Genomic DNA, 17,229 nt, shown 5'->3' with positions numbered 1-17,229 from the left:
GAGCGAGTGGAATGGAATTAAATCGCATGATCGACCACACTATTTTAAAGGCAGATGCAACAAAAGAAGATGTCTTGCGCATCATTGAAGAGGCAAAAACCTATCACTTTTATTCTGTCTGTATCAATCCTACTTGGGTAGCTTTGGCAGCAGAAGAATTAAAAGGTGAACCGACGGCTGTTTGTACCGTGATCGGCTTTCCTTTAGGTGCCAATACATCAGAAGTCAAAGCTTATGAAACGGCAGATGCCATCAAGAATGGTGCCGATGAAGTGGATATGGTCATTAATATTGGTGCCTTGAAATCAAAACAGTTCAAAAAAGTTCAAGCGGATATCGAAGCGGTTGTTGCAGCAGCTAAAGACAAAGCATTAGTGAAAGTCATTATTGAAACAGCACTTTTAGACAATGAAGAAATCGTAAAGGCCTGTGAATTAGCGAAAGCAGCAGGAGCTGATTTTGTCAAAACATCGACAGGATTCTCTACTGGCGGAGCGGTTGTTGCTGATGTCAAACTGATGCGTGAAACAGTGGGCCCTGAAATGGGTGTGAAAGCATCTGGCGGCATCCATAACGAAGCAGAAGCAGCAGCAATGGTCGAAGCAGGAGCAAATCGTTTAGGAACCAGTGCAAGTGTAGCAATCGTTACAGGGTCAACGGGGGCTGGCTACTAATTCAATAAAGTGAGGTTCATCATGACAAAAGCGAAAAAAGAGTGGATCGAAACGGCAGTTGCCGCATTAGACAAAGCTTACGTTCCTTATTCTAAATTTCCAGTTGGGGCCTGCTTGGTCACCAAAAAAGGAACCATCTATCAAGGCATCAATATCGAAAATGCTTCGTTTGGCTTAACGAATTGCGCGGAACGCACCGCATTTTTCAAAGCAATTTCAGAAGGCGAAAAAGACTTTCAACACTTAGTTGTTGCTGGTCATACGCCAGAGCCTATCTCACCTTGTGGCGCCTGCCGCCAAGTAATGGTTGAGTTCTGTCAGCCGGATATGCCAGTCACTCTTGTGGGAGACGATGGTATAATCAAAGAGACAACTGTCGAAGGGTTGCTGCCATATTATTTTACGAACAAAGATCTATAAACCATGTTCATTCAGTCGAAGCGGCTGTTGAAAAATAAAAACTATTTTATAGGGGGCTTTACAGCAATGAAAAAAGCAAAATTATTTAGTTTAGGAATTGTTGCAGTGGCTGGGTTGACACTACTTGGTGCATGTGGCAATGGAGGAAAGTCAGGTTCGACTGATTCAACAGGCGGCGGTTCTGCAGACGGCAAAACAGATGCAGCACACAGTGTAGCAATCGTTACCGATATCGGTGGTGTAGATGACCGTTCATTCAACCAATCTGCTTGGGAAGGTTTGGAAGCTTGGGGGAAAGAACATAACATCGCTCGCGGTGTTGGTGGATATGACTACGTTCAATCAAATGAAGCTTCAGAATATACAACAAACGTAAATGGTGCTGTCCAAAACGGATTCAAAACGATTTTTGGTGTCGGTTACCTATTGAAAGATTCAATTGAAGCAGCTGCAGCACAAAACCCTGATACTCAATTTGGGATTATCGATGATGTCATCGAAGGCAAAGACAATGTTGTTTCTGCAACCTTCAAAGACAACGAAGCAGCTTACTTAGCTGGTTTTGCAGCAGCTTATACAACAAAAACAAACAAAGTTGGCTTTATCGGCGGTGAAGAAGGTGTCGTAATCGACCGTTTTGAAGCTGGTTTTATCAAAGGTGTCGAAGATGCTTCTAAAGCATTAGGCAAAGAGATTAAAATTGATTCTCAATATGCAGCATCATTTGGTGACCCTGCAAAAGGGAAAGCCCTAGCAGCTTCAATGTACCAAGGCGGCGTTGACGTAATCTTCCATGCTTCAGGTGGTACTGGTGCTGGTGTCTTCCAAGAAGCAAAAGCAATCAATGAACAATTGAACGAAGCTGACCTTGCAGACAAAAAAGTTTGGGTTATCGGTGTAGATAGCGACCAACAAGACGAAGGTGCATACAAAACAAAAGACGGCAAAGAAGACAACTTCACATTGGCTTCAACACTTAAAGGTGTAGGCGCAGCCGTACAAGATATTTCAACACGTGCATTAGAAGATAACTTCCCTGGCGGCGAACACATCGTTTATGGTTTGAAAGACGGCGGTGTAGATATCACTGAAGGTTTCTTATCAGATGATGCAAAAGCAGCGATCGAAACAGCAAAACAAGATGTGATCGATGGCAAAGTTGAAGTGCCAGAAAAACCAGAAAAATAAGCAAGTTTTTTTAAACAATGAAAAAAAAAAGACAAGAAATTCTGAACGATAGTAGAGTTGAGCGATTCGCTATCGTTCAGATGCTCGTCTTGCTAATACATCTTTAGTGGTTAATGTCTTGATGAAAGCTGTTGAGTTTTCATGAGGATAATAACCATCCTAAGCAATAGCATTTATTTGTATTAAAAATTGTTGTGTCACTGAGTGTGAGAGCGAATTAGAAAGTAAGGATGTGAGAAACTTGGCTGAAGAAAAATATGTTGTAGAAATGCGCCATATCACCAAAGAGTTTGGAACCTTCAAAGCCAATGACGATGTCAACTTACAAGTAAGGCCGGGAGAAATCCACGCATTGCTTGGGGAAAACGGAGCTGGCAAGTCGACCTTGATGAATATGCTGTCAGGTTTGTTAGAACCGACATCAGGCGATATCTTGATGAATGGGGAGAAAGTGAATATTACTAGCCCTACAGCAGCTAATAAACTTGGCATTGGTATGGTCCATCAGCATTTTATGCTGGTTGACGCGTTTACTGTCACGGAAAATATCATTTTAGGAAGCGAACCAAATAAATTGGGTGTGTTGGACCGTAAAAAAGCCCGCAAAGAAATCAAACGGGTTTCTGAGCAATATGGCTTATCGGTTGACCCAGATGCTTATGTGCGAGACATCTCAGTCGGGATGGAACAGCGTGTGGAGATTCTAAAAACATTATACCGGGGTGCAGATGTACTGATTTTTGATGAACCAACTGCAGTACTGACACCACAAGAAATCGAAGAATTGATTGTCATTATGAGAGGACTTGTTCGGGAAGGAAAATCCATCATTTTGATTACTCATAAGTTGGATGAAATCAAAGCAGTAGCGGACCGTTGTACAGTGATTCGCCGAGGCAAAGGAATAGGTACAGTCAATGTCAAAGACGTAACGTCACAGCAATTGGCAGATATGATGGTTGGTCGTTCTGTTTCCTTCAAAACACCGAAAAAACCTGCAGAACCAAAAGAAGTCGTCCTGTCTATCGAAAACTTAGTTGTAAAAGAAAATCGCGGCCTAGAGGCTGTTAAAGGCTTAAGTTTGGAAGTGCGGGCTGGGGAAGTTCTGGGGATTGCCGGAATAGATGGCAACGGACAGTCGGAATTGCTACAGGCAATCACAGGATTAAGAAAATCCGAAAGCGGCAAAGTCTTATTGAATGGTGACGACATTACAAATTTCAAGCCTCGTAAAGTAACGGAGGCAGGTGTCGGGCATGTGCCGGAAGACCGTCATAAATATGGATTGGTTCTAGACATGATGCTTTCAGAAAACATTGCTTTACAAACGTATTATCAAAAACCGCTGAGCAATTATGGCGTGCTGGACTACGGGGAAATGAATGAATTTGCCCGTGGATTGATCCAAGAGTTTGATGTCCGTACAGTCAATGAGATTGTTCCTGCTCGTGCCCTCTCTGGCGGGAATCAGCAAAAGGCGATTATTGCACGGGAAATCAGCCGTGATCCGGATCTTTTGATCGTAGCGAACCCAACACGGGGCTTAGACGTAGGCGCAATTGAGTTTATCCATAAACGTTTGATCGAACAGCGGGACAAATTCAAAGCTGTCTTGTTAGTCAGCTTCGAATTAGATGAGATTTTGAACGTATCAGACCGAATCGCCGTTATCCATGCTGGTGAGATTGTTGGCGTCGTTGATCCGAAAGAGACATCAGAAAAAGAACTCGGATTACTAATGGCGGGTTATTCATTAGAAGAAGCCCGACGCGAGCTACAAATGGAGGAAGTAGGTGGTTCTGTTGAATAACCGCAAAGAAAAAATTCGGAACCTGCTTGTGCCGATCATTGCTGTTCTACTTGGTTTTATCCTTGGTGGAATCATCATGGCGGCATTTGGTTACAGCCCAATCGATGGGTATCTTCAAATGTTCCGTACCGTATTTATCAATGGTCAAAGCGGCGGATTGAATGCTAGAAATATTGGTGAGATTTTCGTTACAGCTGGTCCACTGATTTTTACAGCTTTGGGATTCGCAGTAGCGAATTCTGCAGGATTCTTTAATATCGGTCTTTCTGGACAAGCATTAGCAGGATGGGTAGCAAGTATCTGGGTCGCATTGTCTATGCCAGATGCTCCTCGAATCATCGTGTTGCCTACCGCTATTCTTGTAGGGGCAGCCTGTGGTGCAATTGCTGCAGCTATTCCAGGTATCTTACGTGCCTTCTTTGGTACGAGTGAAGTTATCGTAACTATTATGATGAATTATATTTTATTGTATACAGGAAATCATATCGTCAATAACGTCATGAATGAATCCATGATCACAACAAAAGGTGTGACCAAAATGGTAGGCGACAATGCCTCTTTACAAACACCTTTCTTAGCAAATTTGACCAACAATTCCCGGTTAAACATTGGTATTTTCATGGCACTGATCTTCCTCGTGTTGATTTGGTTCATGATGAAGAAAACAACGTTAGGTTATGAGATTCGAGCAGTTGGTTTGAATCCAACCGCATCTGAGTATGCTGGGATGAGCAGCAAACGGACAATCATTATTTCAATGATCATCTCTGGAACATTAGCTGGATTAGGTGGCGTCGTTCAAGGTTTGGGAACTTTTGAAAACTTCTTCGTTCAAGGTTCGTCATTGAGTATTGGTTTTGATGGGATGGCAGTCTCATTATTAGGCAGCGGGTCTTCGATTGGGATTTTACTTTCTGCATTGCTGTTCAGTGTTCTTAAACTGGGCGGACAAGGAATGCAGTTTGCAGGGATTCCTTCAGAACTTGTTGATGTCGACATTGCGATCATCATCTTCTTCGTTGCGATCAGCTACGTGATTCGTTTTGTATTAGCTAAAATCTTTGATGGCAAAAAGGAAGTCGCTGTTGTCCAAGAAATTGAAGCAAAGCCAAATAATCAAGATCAGGAAGGAGGAACCATCTAATGAATATCAGTTTAATTTCTTCGATCGTCACACAAACGTTGATTTATGCTGCACCATTGATCCTGACTGCACTGGGCGGCGTTTTCTCAGAGCGAAGCGGGATCGTTAACGTAGGTCTTGAAGGAATCATGGTGATGGGTGCCTTCAGTTCGATCGTTTTCAATATTGAATTTGCGTCACAATTTGGTGCATGGACACCTTGGTTAGGAATGCTAGTCGGCGGGTTAGTAGGAATGGCCTTCTCACTGCTGCATGCTGTAGCCACCATCAACTTTAGAGCAGATCACATTATCAGTGGTACCGTAATGAATTTGATGGCGCCAGCGCTGGCTGTCTTCTTAGTTAAAGCCATCTACAACAAAGGGCAAACAGACAATATTCAACAAACATTAGGGTATTTCAATTTTCCTGTGTTGCGTGATATTCCTGTGATTGGTCCAGTCTTCTTTAACCAAACGTTTTTACCTGCTTACTTTGCGATCTTGATTTCTGTGATTGCTTGGTTTGTCATCTTTAAAACACGATTTGGCTTACGGCTACGTTCCGTGGGTGAACACCCTCAGGCAGCAGATACCTTAGGAATCAATGTCTATGTGATGCGCTATTCTGGCGTGTTGATCTCCGGTTTCCTAGGCGGAATGGGTGGCGCGTTATTTGCCCAATCAATCGCTGGACGTTTTGCTGTAACAACGATTGCCGGTCAAGGGTTTATCTCAATGGCAGCAATGATCTTTGGTAAATGGAATCCGTTAGGTGCGATGGGCGCTGCAATTTTCTTCGGCTTTGCGCAAAACATCAGTATCGTTGGCGGACAATTGCCAATCATTTCCTCCATTCCAGCGGTTTATCTACAAGCAGCACCATATGCGTTAACAATTATTGTTCTAGTGCTGTTCCTTGGGAAAGCGGCAGGACCTAAAGCTAACGGTAAGAACTACATCAAATCTAAATAATTTTTTCTGTATGAAAGGGTGGGGCTATGGGACATGTTTGTGTTGCTGTGCCCTGCCCTTTTTTTTGTGTAGCAGCAAGAAACCCAATATCTCAAACATCCTTAAAGGCAAATCTTTCTTATTTCTAGTATGATAAGAAAAGAATAACAATAAAAGAAAGTAGGGAAAAGAATGTTTAAACGTGTACATTTGATCGTAATGGATTCTGTAGGTATCGGTGAAGCGCCCGATGCAGAAAAATTTGGTGACGTTGGTTCTGATACATTAGGACATATCGCCAAAGAAGCTGGATTGACGATTCCTCATTTGGAACAGTTAGGTCTTGGTACGATCCGACCGCTGGATGGTGTCAAAAATGTAGCAGACCATGACGGCTATGCAACGAAACTAGAAGAAATCTCTGTCGGAAAAGATACCATGACTGGACACTGGGAAATCATGGGTTTGAATATTCAAAAACCGTTTCGTGTGTTTCCTGACGGATTTCCTCAAGAATTGCTGCAACAAATCGAAGAATTTTCTGGACGTAAAATCGTCTGCAACAAACCTTATTCCGGTACAGCAGTCATTGATGATTACGGTGAACACCAAATGAAAACAGGCGATTTGATCGTTTATACGTCTGCCGATCCAGTCTTGCAAATTGCAGCTCATGAAGAAATCATTCCGTTGGAAGAATTGTACCGCATTTGCCAATATGTGCGTGATATTACCAAAGATGAACCATATATGATCGGCCGCATCATTGCTCGCCCTTATGTTGGTGAACCAGGAAACTTCACCCGGACAAGCAACCGGCATGACTATGCACTGGATCCTTTTGGACACACAGTGTTGGATTCGTTGAAAGATGCTGGCAAAGACGTCATCGCTGTCGGAAAGATCAATGACATCTTCAATGGTCAAGGAATCACTGATTCAGTAAGAACAAAGAGCAATATGGATGGTGTGGATCAGCTATTGAATGTGATGAAGCAAGACTTTACCGGCCTAAGTTTTACTAATTTAGTTGATTTCGATGCGCTTTACGGCCATCGCCGGGATGTTGTCGGTTATGCTCATGCCATTGAAGATTTCGATTTAAGAATCCCAGAGATTCTGGATGCCATGGCTGACGATGATTTATTAATGATCACAGCCGATCACGGAAATGATCCAACCTTTACTGGGACTGATCATACAAGAGAATATGTACCATTATTGGTTTACAGCAAACAATTTAAAGGACAAGGCCAACTACCCCAAGGCCATTATGCCGATATTTCAGCAACAATTGCAGAAAACTTTGCAGTACCGGCAACAGAAAATGGGGAAAGCTTCTTAAATCATTTAAATTAGAGGTGGAGAAATGACAATATTACATGAGAAATTGCAGGAAACAACGACATTCATCAAGGAAAAAGGGGTAGGATCTATTGATTTTGGTTTGATCTTAGGTTCAGGATTAGGTGAATTAGCAGATGAGATTGAAAATCCAATTGTGCTGCCTTATAACGATATCCCTCATTTTCCAGTTTCAACAGTCGTCGGGCATGCCGGACAACTAGTTTATGGTACATTATCTGGAAAAAAAGTATTGGCGATGCAAGGTCGTTTCCATTACTATGAAGGACATTCCATGCAGACAGTTACTTACCCTGTTCGAGTAATGGCGGCCCTTGAAGCACATTCACTTGTTGTGACGAACGCATGCGGCGGAGTGAATGAAAGTTTCCAACCTGGTGATTTGATGTTGATCACGGATCAAATCAATTTCATGGGGGACAATCCATTGATTGGGGCTAACGAAGAAGAAATGGGACCACGATTCCCTGATATGAGCCAGGCTTATCATCCAAGCTACCGGGAAACAGCAAAACAAATTGCAGAAACAAAAGGTCTCCACTTAAAAGAAGGAGTTTACATGGGCTTTTCTGGGCCGACTTATGAAACACCTGCTGAAATTCGATTTGCTCGTACGATCGGTGCAGATGCTGTGGGTATGTCGACGGTTCCTGAGGTAATCGTAGCTGTTCATAGTGGCTTGAAAGTGTTGGGCGTTTCATGTATCACCAATCTAGCTGCTGGTATGCAAGCAAGCCTGAACCATGAAGAAGTCGTAGAGACAACAGAACGGGTCAAAGCCGAATTTAAAGCGCTGATCAAAGAAACTTTAGCGAATCTGTAAAACAAGCAAACCCTAAAAAAAGAGCATAAAAGAGAAGTAGAAAAGGAGCGAAAAGATGAGCGTTCATATTGAAGCAAAAGCTGGCGAGATTGCTGATAAGATTTTATTACCTGGCGATCCTCTACGCGCAAAATACATTGCAGAAACATTTTTAGAAGACCCGATCTGTTATAACAATGTCCGAGGGATGCTCGGTTATACCGGTGTCTACAAAGGTGAGCGAGTATCAGTACAAGGAACTGGTATGGGGATGCCTTCTGCGACCATTTATGCCCATGAATTGATCAATTCTTATGGCGTAAAAAAATTGATTCGTGTCGGCACTTGTGGCGCGATTTCTAAAGATGTTCATGTTCGGGACTTAGTGATCGCCCAAGCTGCAGCGACAAGTTCTTCCATGGTAGCAAAGAATTTTCAAAGTTTTCATTTTCCGCCAATCGCAGATTTCGACTTGTTGCGTAAAGCGTATGATACAGCGATTGCATCCGGCTTTACCACCCACGTTGGGAACATTTTATCGGAAGATACTTTCTATAAAGATGATATGGCAGAAACAGTGGAATTGGCTGATCTTGGTGTATTAGGTGTTGAGATGGAGGCCGCTGCGCTTTACTATTTAGGAGCAAAATTCCACGTACAGACCTTAGCGATCTGCACAGTCAGTGATCATATCATCACTGGAGAAGAAACAACAGCGGAAGAGAGACAAACAACATTCAATGATATGATCAAAGTTGGCTTAGAAACAGCTATCTCCTAATCCTTTTTCTTATCCTACAGCCTACAAAAAATTTTTTATTCCTGTATCGCTTTCTGATTGACTCCTTAGACAATGGGAGCCAGTCAGAAAGTGATTTTTTGTTAAATGATTGATTGAATCTTTCTAGCTAGTTGGAATAGTTGCACTTTTGGACGAAAATGGTTTAATTAAAGAAAAGGAGGTTGGAGCATGAATAATTTTACTTTTCAGGTGACAACGGATATACGTTTTGGGAAAGATCGGTTAAATGAGTTGCCGGAAGTATTGAATACTTTCGGAAAAAATGTCCTATTGGTCTATGGCGGCGGCAGTATCAAAAAAAGCGGACTTTATGATCAAGTCATGGCGCAATTGCAAAACAATGACAATCAAGTAACAGAATTAGCAGGAGTTGAACCAAACCCTCGGATTGAAACAGTAGCAAAAGGGGCAGAACTCTGCCGCACTGAAAAAATTGATGTGATTCTTGCAGTCGGAGGCGGCTCCGTGATTGATTGCAGCAAAGTGATCGCAGGTGCTGCTTGCAGTGAGGAAGATCCTTGGACTTTAGTGACTAAACGCAGCTACCAAGGGCCAGCATTGCCATTAGTTACGGTTTTGACATTAGCTGCAACTGGTAGTGAAATGAATCGGGGAGCAGTTATCACGAACCTTACAGCGAAACAAAAATTAGGGGTCCACGGTCCTAATTTCTTGCCGAAGGTTTCTTTCTTAGATCCCACCTGGACCTTTAGCGTCAATCGCTATCAAACAGCGGCTGGTTCTGCAGATATTATGAGTCATCTGATCGAAAACTACTTTAGTACAACAGAGAATACGGATGTACAAGACGGCATCGCAGAAGGGCTGTTGAAAGCGGTAATCACAAACTTGCCGATTGCTTTGGATACCCCAGATGACTATGATGCTCGGGCAAACTTGATGTGGGCAAGTACATTGGCGTTAAATGGGTTGACAGGTAGTGGGAAAGCCGGTGCGTGGTCGTGCCATCCAATGGAACATGAGTTGAGTGCTTTTTATGATATTACTCATGGGATCGGCTTAGCCATCTTGACGCCCCGCTGGATGCTTCATGTGTTGAATGAGACAACAGCACCTAAGTTGGCTCGCTTTGCCCGTGAAGTATTCCAAGTAGAAGAAGCGGTCCCAGAAATGGCAGCTCGGATGGGGATTCAAAAGTTATACGATTTCTTCCTTGCTTGTGGGATCCCAATGACTTTACCAGAAGTGGGAATCGAAGATGATCGTCATTTTGAAGAAATGGCCAAGCAAGCAGTAGCATTTAGTTCAATTGCGACAAATGCCTACGTACCGTTGACAGAATCTGATGTCATTGCCATTTATCAAGAGGCTTTGACCCCTTCAGAGTATCTCTAAATGAAGAAACCCTGACAGAATAGACAAATAATCGGTAGGGTAATTGGTATCCTACCGATTATTTGTCTGTGTACTTCTATCAAAGAATTATCTTGAATAATGGATACGGCGCAAGATCTCTTGTGCGATCACACCATGTCCGGCGATTGTTGGGTGGACACCATCTTCCCCAGTATAATAAGATGAATGTTTTTTGACAGTACGTTCAGCGAATAAGCCGTCTAAAGGAAGGTAGTCACAACCAAATTCAGCAGCTAGTTCACGAATGGAATGGATCTTGGGATCCAAATCCTTCCGCCATTGTTTGCGATCTGCTGGATAAGGAAGAACAAATGGCTCTAAAAGCAGGATTTTCTTGATCCCACTTTCGGTCACTTGCTGCAAAAATTGCCGATAATCACTAGCAAATGTCGCGGTTGCTTCGGGTGTGCCGAAAGAGGAGGTGCCAATATTGTGCCAGGTATCATTGATACCGATCAAGAAAATCAGGAGATCTGGCTTTAAATCAATGCAGTCTTCCTCGATGCGATTTAAGATATCGCGAATTTTATTCCCACTAATGCCGCGGTTAACAAATGACAAGTTTGCATCTGGGTATTCTGCAGCTAGATGGGCTGCCACAAAGGCGGGAAATCCTTTTCCCAGATCCGTAGCATCGAGTCGATCACGGCCGCAGTCGGTGATGCTATCTCCAAGAAATAGTAGCGTATCATTTTTACAGAGTGTGGTCATCATTCCATGCTCCTTTCGTATGCGGTTTCAATTATAACGAATATTTCTCAGGAAACCAATCAAAAAAAGACTGTGCCGTCAGTCAGGAAGAATACTCTTGCTCTGACTTGCAGCACAGCCTTGGCTGTTAATGATTATAAGTAATATTTTTTCGCAACTGTTAGATCATCGTTCAATTCATAAACAAGTGGTTGACCTGTTGGAATTTCAAGATCCATGATGTCTTCATCAGAGATACCTTCGATGTGTTTTGCTAACGCACGTAGAGAGTTTCCGTGAGCGGCAACTAAAACAGTTTTGTTGTCTTTCAATGCAGGTGCGATTTCATCTTGCCAGAAAGGTAATGCACGTTCTAGCGTTACTTTCAAGTTTTCGCCGCCAGGTACGTCGCGAGGATCAAGCATTGCATAACGACGATCGTTTGCTGCAGAACCTTCATCAGATGCATCCATCAATGGAGGCAATACATCGTAGGAACGACGCCAGATGTGAACTTGTTCGTCTCCGTATTTTTCAGCAGTTTCTTTTTTGTTCAATCCTTGTAGTTTACCGTAGTGACGTTCGTTCAAACGCCAAGATTTGATTGTTGGCACCCATAGTTGATCAGAATATTCTAAAATGTAGTTACAAGTTTTGATGGCACGAGTTAATACAGATGTGTAGGCAACATCGAATTCGATGCCGGCTTCTTTGATTTTACGTCCGCCCTCGATTGCTTCTTCGACACCTTCTGGCGCTAAATCTACATCGGCCCAACCAGTAAATTGGTTCAATTTATTCCATTCGCTTAGTCCGTGACGAGAAAATACTAATTTTGGCATGTAAAACTCTCCTTTTAGATATTAGATATTTTTCTGAAATTTTCAATTCCCTGTTTATTGTACACTTTTTCGCAAAGAATTTCTACGTATTTAGCGTAAAACCTTGTTTCTTAAAAAAAGAAACAGAAAAAAACGTCTTTCTTCAAGACGTTCTTTTTTATTTCTGAATCATTTTGCCTGACAGGATCGGTGCACAGAAAAAAAAGATGAAGCACCGGATTCAGACAAGTGATTAATGACTGTATACTTTATCCAATTCTTCTTCTGAAAGTTTTATGTATTTATAGCAGGTTCCGACAGAAACACCGCATTTTGTGGAGATGAATTGAATCGTCTCTTTTTTATCGTAATAAAGCTGGCGAATTTTTTTGATGGTTTTTGGATCGATTTTTGGACGTCCGCCAATTTTGCCGTTCTTTCGGGCATTGTTCAATCCGACTAATGTCCGTTCTTTGATTAAGGCTTGTTCCATCGCTGCCAAACCTTCCATTAAATTGAAATAAATCGCCCCCATGGGTTCTCTCGTATCGATGTTTTCTGCTAGAGAAACTAGGTGAAGGTTTCTTTTTCTTAGAAGATCTGTCAATTCAGTTAATTGCCGGGTTGTTTTACCTAAACGATGAAGTTCAGAAACAACCAGCGTTTCCCCAGACTGCATACGAGCAATCACAGATTCTAATGAGTGGTTATCACAGTTTTCTTCGTAGGCATAGGTTTCGTGGAACAATTCTGTACAACCAAATTCTTTTAGTTTGTTTAATTGTTCACTTGATTCTTTATCAATAATTGTTGTGCGAGCATAACCGATGACTTTCATAGCCGCTCCTTCCTATTCTTTTTTATTTGAATGTAGCATAAATGAGGCATAAATGATAGAGAAAACTTGCACAAAAATGAATTTAACTCTAGAAAAATGAAGAAAAATACGTAGAACCTCGAACAAAAGGAGCACTTGCTCCTTTTGTTGCTAGAGGCATCAGCGAACGCTGCGGGTCTCAGGTCCATCATCTTGTCCAATGATGATCGTATGGACCATATCCAAGAAGAGCCCGTGCTCTACAACACCGACGGTTTGATCTAGTTCATGAGCCAATGCAACTGGTTCATTGATGGTTTGTAGATGAAGATCAATGATGTAATGACCGCAATCAGTTTTTAGCGGCGTGCCATCTTCGGCTAGGCGAAGGACAGGGTGATAGTTTTTTTCTGTAAACAATCGCATCAATTGCTGACTGCCATAGGGAATCACTTCTACAGGTAATGGGAATGCGCCTAATTTTTCAACGATCTTTGATTTATCAACAATCCAAAGAACTTTTTTAGAGTAGGTTGCGACGATTTTTTCAAAAAGCAGTGCGGCACCGCCACCTTTGATTCCATGATAGTCTCCACTAATCTCATCTGCACCATCGATCGTTAAATCGACACTTGCCACTTCATCGATCGTTTTGACCGGGATCCCTAACGATTCTGCTTGTTTTTTTGATGCCCAGGATGTTGGTACACCAACGATCGACAAGTTTTCTTCTTTCACTCTGCGCCCCAATTCTTCGATCATGTAATACGCAGTTGAACCAGTTCCTAAACCGACGACCATACCGTCAGTGACATAGCTGGCCGCTTCAATACCGACCATCTCTTTTAGATTCATTATTGACCCACCTCTAATAAAATACTATTTTCATCTTTATTATATAGTAAGAAGAAGTAAAAAGGAGGCGCAAGGGAGAGTTTTTTTATAAAATTTTGGCAGTTGCTCCTTTCATAAAAAATCATTGGAGAGATGGTTGACAGAGTCTTTTTATCGTGGTATTCTATCAAAGGTGCTTTATCTACAGGTCTCTCGTTGGAGACGTGCTGACTGTTTATCAAAGCATATTTGATAAGAATGCAGAGAATGCATTATTTTTTATCGCAAAAAAAGAACCACCTGGATGTGTGGAACTATAAAGCGAATCAAGGAAGGAGGAAAACTAGGGATGCCTACAATTAATCAATTAGTACGTAAACCTCGTAAATCCAAGGTTGAAAAATCAAATTCACCAGCATTGAACAAAGGATACAACAGTTTCAAAAAAGCTCAAACGAATGTTAACTCACCTCAAAAGCGTGGGGTAGCTACTCGTGTGGGAACTATGACACCGAAAAAACCGAACTCAGCTTTACGTAAATATGCGCGTGTTCGTTTGTCAAACTTGATTGAAGTGACAGCTTATATTCCAGGTATCGGTCACAACTTGCAAGAACACAGTGTGGTATTGCTACGCGGTGGACGTGTAAAAGACTTACCAGGGGTACGTTACCATATCGTTCGTGGTGCATTGGATACTGCCGGTGTTAACGATCGTAAACAATCTCGTTCTAAATATGGAACAAAACGTCCTAAAGCTTAATTTTGATTCAAACTACAAATGAAACTATTTAATCAGAACTGATATTTCGGAAGGAGGAGTTACGGATGCCTCGTAAAGGTCCTGTTGCAAAACGTGATGTTTTACCAGATCCTATTTATAACTCAAAATTAGTAACTCGTTTGATCAACCGTGTAATGGTTGATGGTAAACGCGGTGTTGCTGCAAATATTATCTACAATGCTTTTGGCATTATCAAAGAATCTACAGGAAATGATCCATTGGAAGTTTTCGAACAAGCAATGAAGAACATTATGCCTGTATTGGAAGTTAAAGCTCGCCGTGTCGGTGGTTCTAACTACCAAGTCCCAGTTGAAGTTCGTCCAGAACGTCGTACAACTCTAGGTCTTCGTTGGGTGGTAAACTACGCTCGTTTGCGTGGCGAACACACAATGGAAGAACGTCTTGCGAAAGAAATCATGGATGCAGCAAACAACACTGGTGCTTCTGTGAAGAAACGCGAAGACACACACAAAATGGCGGAAGCCAACCGCGCATTTGCTCACTATCGTTGGTAAGATCCTCACTGCTTTTTATTGGAAGGTACTGAGACAACCTTAGCTTAGGTTTAAGTAAGAATGAGAGGGGAACAACCTAGAATGGCAAGAGAATTTTCGCTAGAAAAAACTCGTAATATCGGGATCATGGCCCACGTTGACGCTGGTAAAACAACGACAACTGAACGTATCCTTTATTACACAGGTAAAATCCATAAAATTGGGGAAACACATGAAGGTGCTTCTCAAATGGACTGGATGGAACAAGAACAAGAACGTGGGATCACGATCACTTCTGCTGCGACAACTGCGCAATGGAAAGAAAACCGCGTAAATATCATCGACACTCCTGGACACGTGGACTTCACAATTGAAGTACAACGTTCACTACGGGTTCTTGACGGTGCTGTAACAGTATTGGACTCACAATCTGGTGTAGAACCACAAACTGAAACAGTTTGGCGTCAAGCGACAGATTACCGCGTACCACGTATCGTATTCTGTAACAAAATGGATAAAATCGGTGCAGACTTCTTATACTCTGTATCTACTTTACATGATCGCTTGCAAGCAAATGCTCATCCAATCCAATTACCAATTGGTGCGGAAGATGACTTTACTGGTATCATCGATCTAGTAAAAATGAAAGCTGAGATCTATACAAACGATTTAGGAACAGAGATTCAAGAAACTGAAATTCCTGAAGAGTACAAAGAATTAGCTGAAGAATGGCGCGAAAAATTAGTTGAAGCAGTTGCAGATACTGACGAAGAGCTAATGATGAAATTCTTGGAAGGTGAAGAAATCACTGAAGAAGAATTGAAAGCTGGTATCCGTCAAGCGACATTGACTGTTGAATTTTTCCCAGTTCTTTGTGGTTCAGCCTTCAAAAACAAAGGGGTTCAATTGATGTTGGATGCAGTCATCGACTACCTTCCTTCACCACTTGATGTTCCTGCAATCAAAGGGATCAATCCTAAAACTGACGAAGAAACTGATCGTCCTGCTGACGATGAAGCGCCTTTTGCTTCACTAGCATTTAAAGTAATGACTGACCCATTCGTAGGTCGTTTGACATTCTTCCGTGTGTATTCAGGTGTCTTGAACTCTGGATCATATGTCTTGAATGCTTCAAAAGACAAACGCGAACGTATCGGTCGTATCCTGCAAATGCACGCGAACACTCGTGCAGAAATCCAAACAGTTTATTCAGGCGATATCGCTGCAGCTGTTGGTTTGAAAGATACAACAACAGGGGATACATTGTGTGACGAAAAATCACCAGTTATCCTTGAATCAATCGAATTCCCAGAACCAGTTATCGAAGTAGCTGTTGAACCTAAATCAAAAGCTGACCAAGATAAAATGGGTGTGGCTTTACAAAAACTTGCTGAAGAAGATCCTTCATTCCGTGTAGAAACAAACGCTGAAACTGGCGAAACTGTTATCGCAGGGATGGGTGAACTTCACTTGGACGTCCTTGTTGACCGTATGCGTCGCGAATTTAAAGTTGAAGCAAACGTTGGTGCGCCTCAAGTTTCTTACCGCGAAACATTCCGTGCTTCTACGCAAGCCGAAGGTAAATTTGTACGTCAGTCTGGTGGTAAAGGTCAATACGGTCACGTATGGATCGAATTTACACCAAACGAAGAAGGTAAAGGCTTCGAATTCGAAAACGCAATTGTCGGTGGTGTGGTTCCACGTGAATACATCCCAGCAGTTGAAAAAGGACTTGAAGACTCAATGGCTAACGGTGTTCTAGCTGGTTATCCATTGGTTGACATCAAAGCCAAGCTTTACGATGGTTCATACCATGATGTCGATTCAAGTGAAACAGCCTTCCGTGTGGCAGCTTCAATGGCTTTACGTGCTGCAGCGAAGAAAGCTAATCCAGTGATTCTTGAACCAATGATGAAAGTTGTTATCACTGTTCCTGAAGATTACTTAGGTGATGTTATGGGACACGTAACTGCTCGTCGTGGACGTGTTGAAGGTATGGAAGCGCATGGTAACTCACAAATCGTTAACGCGATTGTTCCATTGGCTGAAATGTTCGGATATGCAACAACACTTCGTTCATCTACTCAAGGACGCGGTACTTTCATGATGACATTTGATCACTATGAAGATGTACCTAAGTCTGTTCAAGAAGAAATCATCAAGAAAAACGGCGGCAAAGCTGAATAATTGATGCACAAATGCGAAATTCAGTAAAAAGCTATATTTTTTATGAAGTTTCGTGTACAATATTATCGATGATAAGGGATGGGGGGCT

General features: G+C 42.2%; 17 protein-coding genes. 13 read left to right on the top strand and 4 right to left on the bottom strand.

Annotated features, from left to right (window positions below; genetic code table 11):
* Window positions 1-11: 11 nt before the first annotated feature.
* From deoC to IGJ45_RS15000, 10 genes are all read left to right on the top strand, one after another.
* Window positions 12-674, top strand: a complete 663-nt coding sequence (gene deoC / locus IGJ45_RS15045; protein ID WP_005470021.1) for a deoxyribose-phosphate aldolase — start codon at window positions 12-14, stop codon at window positions 672-674.
* A 21-nt stretch (window positions 675-695) separates the two neighbouring features.
* Window positions 696-1,094, top strand: coding sequence for a cytidine deaminase (locus tag IGJ45_RS15040; RefSeq protein ID WP_003127939.1), 399 nt, complete (start codon window positions 696-698; stop codon window positions 1,092-1,094).
* Between the two features lie 66 nt (window positions 1,095-1,160).
* Window positions 1,161-2,282, top strand: coding sequence for a BMP family lipoprotein (locus IGJ45_RS15035; RefSeq protein WP_003127940.1), 1,122 nt, complete (start codon window positions 1,161-1,163; stop codon window positions 2,280-2,282).
* Window positions 2,283-2,550: 268 nt separating this feature from the next.
* A complete protein-coding gene (locus IGJ45_RS15030) occupies window positions 2,551-4,092 on the top strand; it encodes an ABC transporter ATP-binding protein (protein WP_369915288.1) in 1,542 nt (513 codons plus the stop codon).
* Window positions 4,085-5,236 carry an ABC transporter permease gene (locus IGJ45_RS15025; protein ID WP_156247658.1) on the top strand — a complete coding sequence of 384 codons (1,152 nt, stop codon included), beginning with the start codon at window positions 4,085-4,087 and terminating at the stop codon, window positions 5,234-5,236. The genes IGJ45_RS15030 and IGJ45_RS15025 overlap by 8 nt, the downstream gene beginning before the upstream one ends.
* Entirely contained in the window at window positions 5,236-6,189 is a 954-nt protein-coding gene (locus tag IGJ45_RS15020) for an ABC transporter permease (protein ID WP_003127943.1), read from the top strand. The genes IGJ45_RS15025 and IGJ45_RS15020 overlap by 1 nt, the downstream gene beginning before the upstream one ends.
* A 171-nt stretch (window positions 6,190-6,360) precedes the next feature.
* Entirely contained in the window at window positions 6,361-7,527 is a 1,167-nt protein-coding gene (gene deoB, locus IGJ45_RS15015; RefSeq protein ID WP_005470022.1) for a phosphopentomutase, read from the top strand.
* A 10-nt stretch (window positions 7,528-7,537) separates the two neighbouring features.
* On the top strand, window positions 7,538-8,356 hold the full coding sequence (locus IGJ45_RS15010) for a purine-nucleoside phosphorylase (RefSeq protein ID WP_003127945.1): 819 nt from the start codon (window positions 7,538-7,540) through the stop codon (window positions 8,354-8,356).
* 55 nt (window positions 8,357-8,411) lie between these two features.
* On the top strand, window positions 8,412-9,116 hold the full coding sequence (gene deoD, locus IGJ45_RS15005; protein WP_003127946.1) for a purine-nucleoside phosphorylase: 705 nt from the start codon (window positions 8,412-8,414) through the stop codon (window positions 9,114-9,116).
* Between the two features lie 189 nt (window positions 9,117-9,305).
* Window positions 9,306-10,493 carry an iron-containing alcohol dehydrogenase gene (locus IGJ45_RS15000; protein WP_003127948.1) on the top strand — a complete coding sequence of 396 codons (1,188 nt, stop codon included), beginning with the start codon at window positions 9,306-9,308 and terminating at the stop codon, window positions 10,491-10,493.
* Window positions 10,494-10,580: 87 nt separating this feature from the next.
* Here IGJ45_RS15000 and IGJ45_RS14995 read toward each other — a convergent pair whose 3' ends face one another.
* From IGJ45_RS14995 to rpiA, 4 genes are all read right to left on the bottom strand, one after another.
* Window positions 10,581-11,228 (bottom strand): SGNH/GDSL hydrolase family protein, encoded by a 648-nt coding sequence (locus IGJ45_RS14995; RefSeq protein ID WP_021150633.1) that lies wholly within the window; start codon window positions 11,226-11,228, stop codon window positions 10,581-10,583.
* Window positions 11,229-11,359: 131 nt separating this feature from the next.
* Window positions 11,360-12,046: a 2,3-diphosphoglycerate-dependent phosphoglycerate mutase gene (gene gpmA, locus IGJ45_RS14990; RefSeq protein WP_003127950.1), complete on the bottom strand. Its 687-nt coding sequence runs from the start codon at window positions 12,044-12,046 to the stop codon at window positions 11,360-11,362.
* 232 nt (window positions 12,047-12,278) lie between these two features.
* Window positions 12,279-12,863 carry a recombinase family protein gene (locus IGJ45_RS14985; protein ID WP_003127951.1) on the bottom strand — a complete coding sequence of 195 codons (585 nt, stop codon included), beginning with the start codon at window positions 12,861-12,863 and terminating at the stop codon, window positions 12,279-12,281.
* A gap of 159 nt (window positions 12,864-13,022) precedes the next feature.
* Complete coding sequence (gene rpiA / locus IGJ45_RS14980; protein WP_021150630.1) at window positions 13,023-13,697, bottom strand: ribose-5-phosphate isomerase RpiA; 675 nt, start codon at window positions 13,695-13,697, stop codon at window positions 13,023-13,025.
* A gap of 328 nt (window positions 13,698-14,025) precedes the next feature.
* Between rpiA and rpsL the strand changes: the two genes are divergently transcribed.
* From rpsL to fusA, 3 genes are all read left to right on the top strand, one after another.
* Entirely contained in the window at window positions 14,026-14,439 is a 414-nt protein-coding gene (gene rpsL, locus IGJ45_RS14975; RefSeq protein WP_003127956.1) for a 30S ribosomal protein S12, read from the top strand.
* A 65-nt stretch (window positions 14,440-14,504) separates the two neighbouring features.
* Complete coding sequence (gene rpsG / locus IGJ45_RS14970) at window positions 14,505-14,975, top strand: 30S ribosomal protein S7 (RefSeq protein ID WP_003127957.1); 471 nt, start codon at window positions 14,505-14,507, stop codon at window positions 14,973-14,975.
* A gap of 81 nt (window positions 14,976-15,056) precedes the next feature.
* On the top strand, window positions 15,057-17,141 hold the full coding sequence (gene fusA / locus IGJ45_RS14965) for an elongation factor G (protein ID WP_003127958.1): 2,085 nt from the start codon (window positions 15,057-15,059) through the stop codon (window positions 17,139-17,141).
* Window positions 17,142-17,229 lie beyond the last annotated feature (88 nt).

Origin of the sequence: Enterococcus sp. DIV0574, from assembly GCF_051711125.1 — a bacterium.
GTDB classification, from domain to species: domain Bacteria; phylum Bacillota; class Bacilli; order Lactobacillales; family Enterococcaceae; genus Enterococcus_D; species Enterococcus_D gallinarum.
This window is presented reverse-complemented; position numbering and strand designations above follow the sequence as displayed.

Bases quoted from the DNA above. Each gene is read 5' to 3' on its own strand.
- deoC (WP_005470021.1), top strand. From the start codon at position 12: ATGGAATTAAATCGCATGATCGACCACACTATTTTAAAGGCAGATGCA.
- IGJ45_RS15040 (WP_003127939.1), top strand. From the start codon at position 696: ATGACAAAAGCGAAAAAAGAGTGGATCGAAACGGCAGTTGCCGCATTA.
- IGJ45_RS15035 (WP_003127940.1), top strand. From the start codon at position 1,161: ATGAAAAAAGCAAAATTATTTAGTTTAGGAATTGTTGCAGTGGCTGGG.
- IGJ45_RS15030 (WP_369915288.1), top strand. From the start codon at position 2,551: ATGCGCCATATCACCAAAGAGTTTGGAACCTTCAAAGCCAATGACGAT.
- IGJ45_RS15020 (WP_003127943.1), top strand. From the start codon at position 5,236: ATGAATATCAGTTTAATTTCTTCGATCGTCACACAAACGTTGATTTAT.
- deoB (WP_005470022.1), top strand. From the start codon at position 6,361: ATGTTTAAACGTGTACATTTGATCGTAATGGATTCTGTAGGTATCGGT.
- IGJ45_RS15010 (WP_003127945.1), top strand. From the start codon at position 7,538: ATGACAATATTACATGAGAAATTGCAGGAAACAACGACATTCATCAAG.
- deoD (WP_003127946.1), top strand. From the start codon at position 8,412: ATGAGCGTTCATATTGAAGCAAAAGCTGGCGAGATTGCTGATAAGATT.
- IGJ45_RS15000 (WP_003127948.1), top strand. From the start codon at position 9,306: ATGAATAATTTTACTTTTCAGGTGACAACGGATATACGTTTTGGGAAA.
- IGJ45_RS14995 (WP_021150633.1), bottom strand. From the start codon at position 11,228: ATGATGACCACACTCTGTAAAAATGATACGCTACTATTTCTTGGAGAT.
- gpmA (WP_003127950.1), bottom strand. From the start codon at position 12,046: ATGCCAAAATTAGTATTTTCTCGTCACGGACTAAGCGAATGGAATAAA.
- IGJ45_RS14985 (WP_003127951.1), bottom strand. From the start codon at position 12,863: ATGAAAGTCATCGGTTATGCTCGCACAACAATTATTGATAAAGAATCA.
- rpiA (WP_021150630.1), bottom strand. From the start codon at position 13,697: ATGAATCTAAAAGAGATGGTCGGTATTGAAGCGGCCAGCTATGTCACT.
- rpsL (WP_003127956.1), top strand. From the start codon at position 14,026: ATGCCTACAATTAATCAATTAGTACGTAAACCTCGTAAATCCAAGGTT.
- rpsG (WP_003127957.1), top strand. From the start codon at position 14,505: ATGCCTCGTAAAGGTCCTGTTGCAAAACGTGATGTTTTACCAGATCCT.
- fusA (WP_003127958.1), top strand. From the start codon at position 15,057: ATGGCAAGAGAATTTTCGCTAGAAAAAACTCGTAATATCGGGATCATG.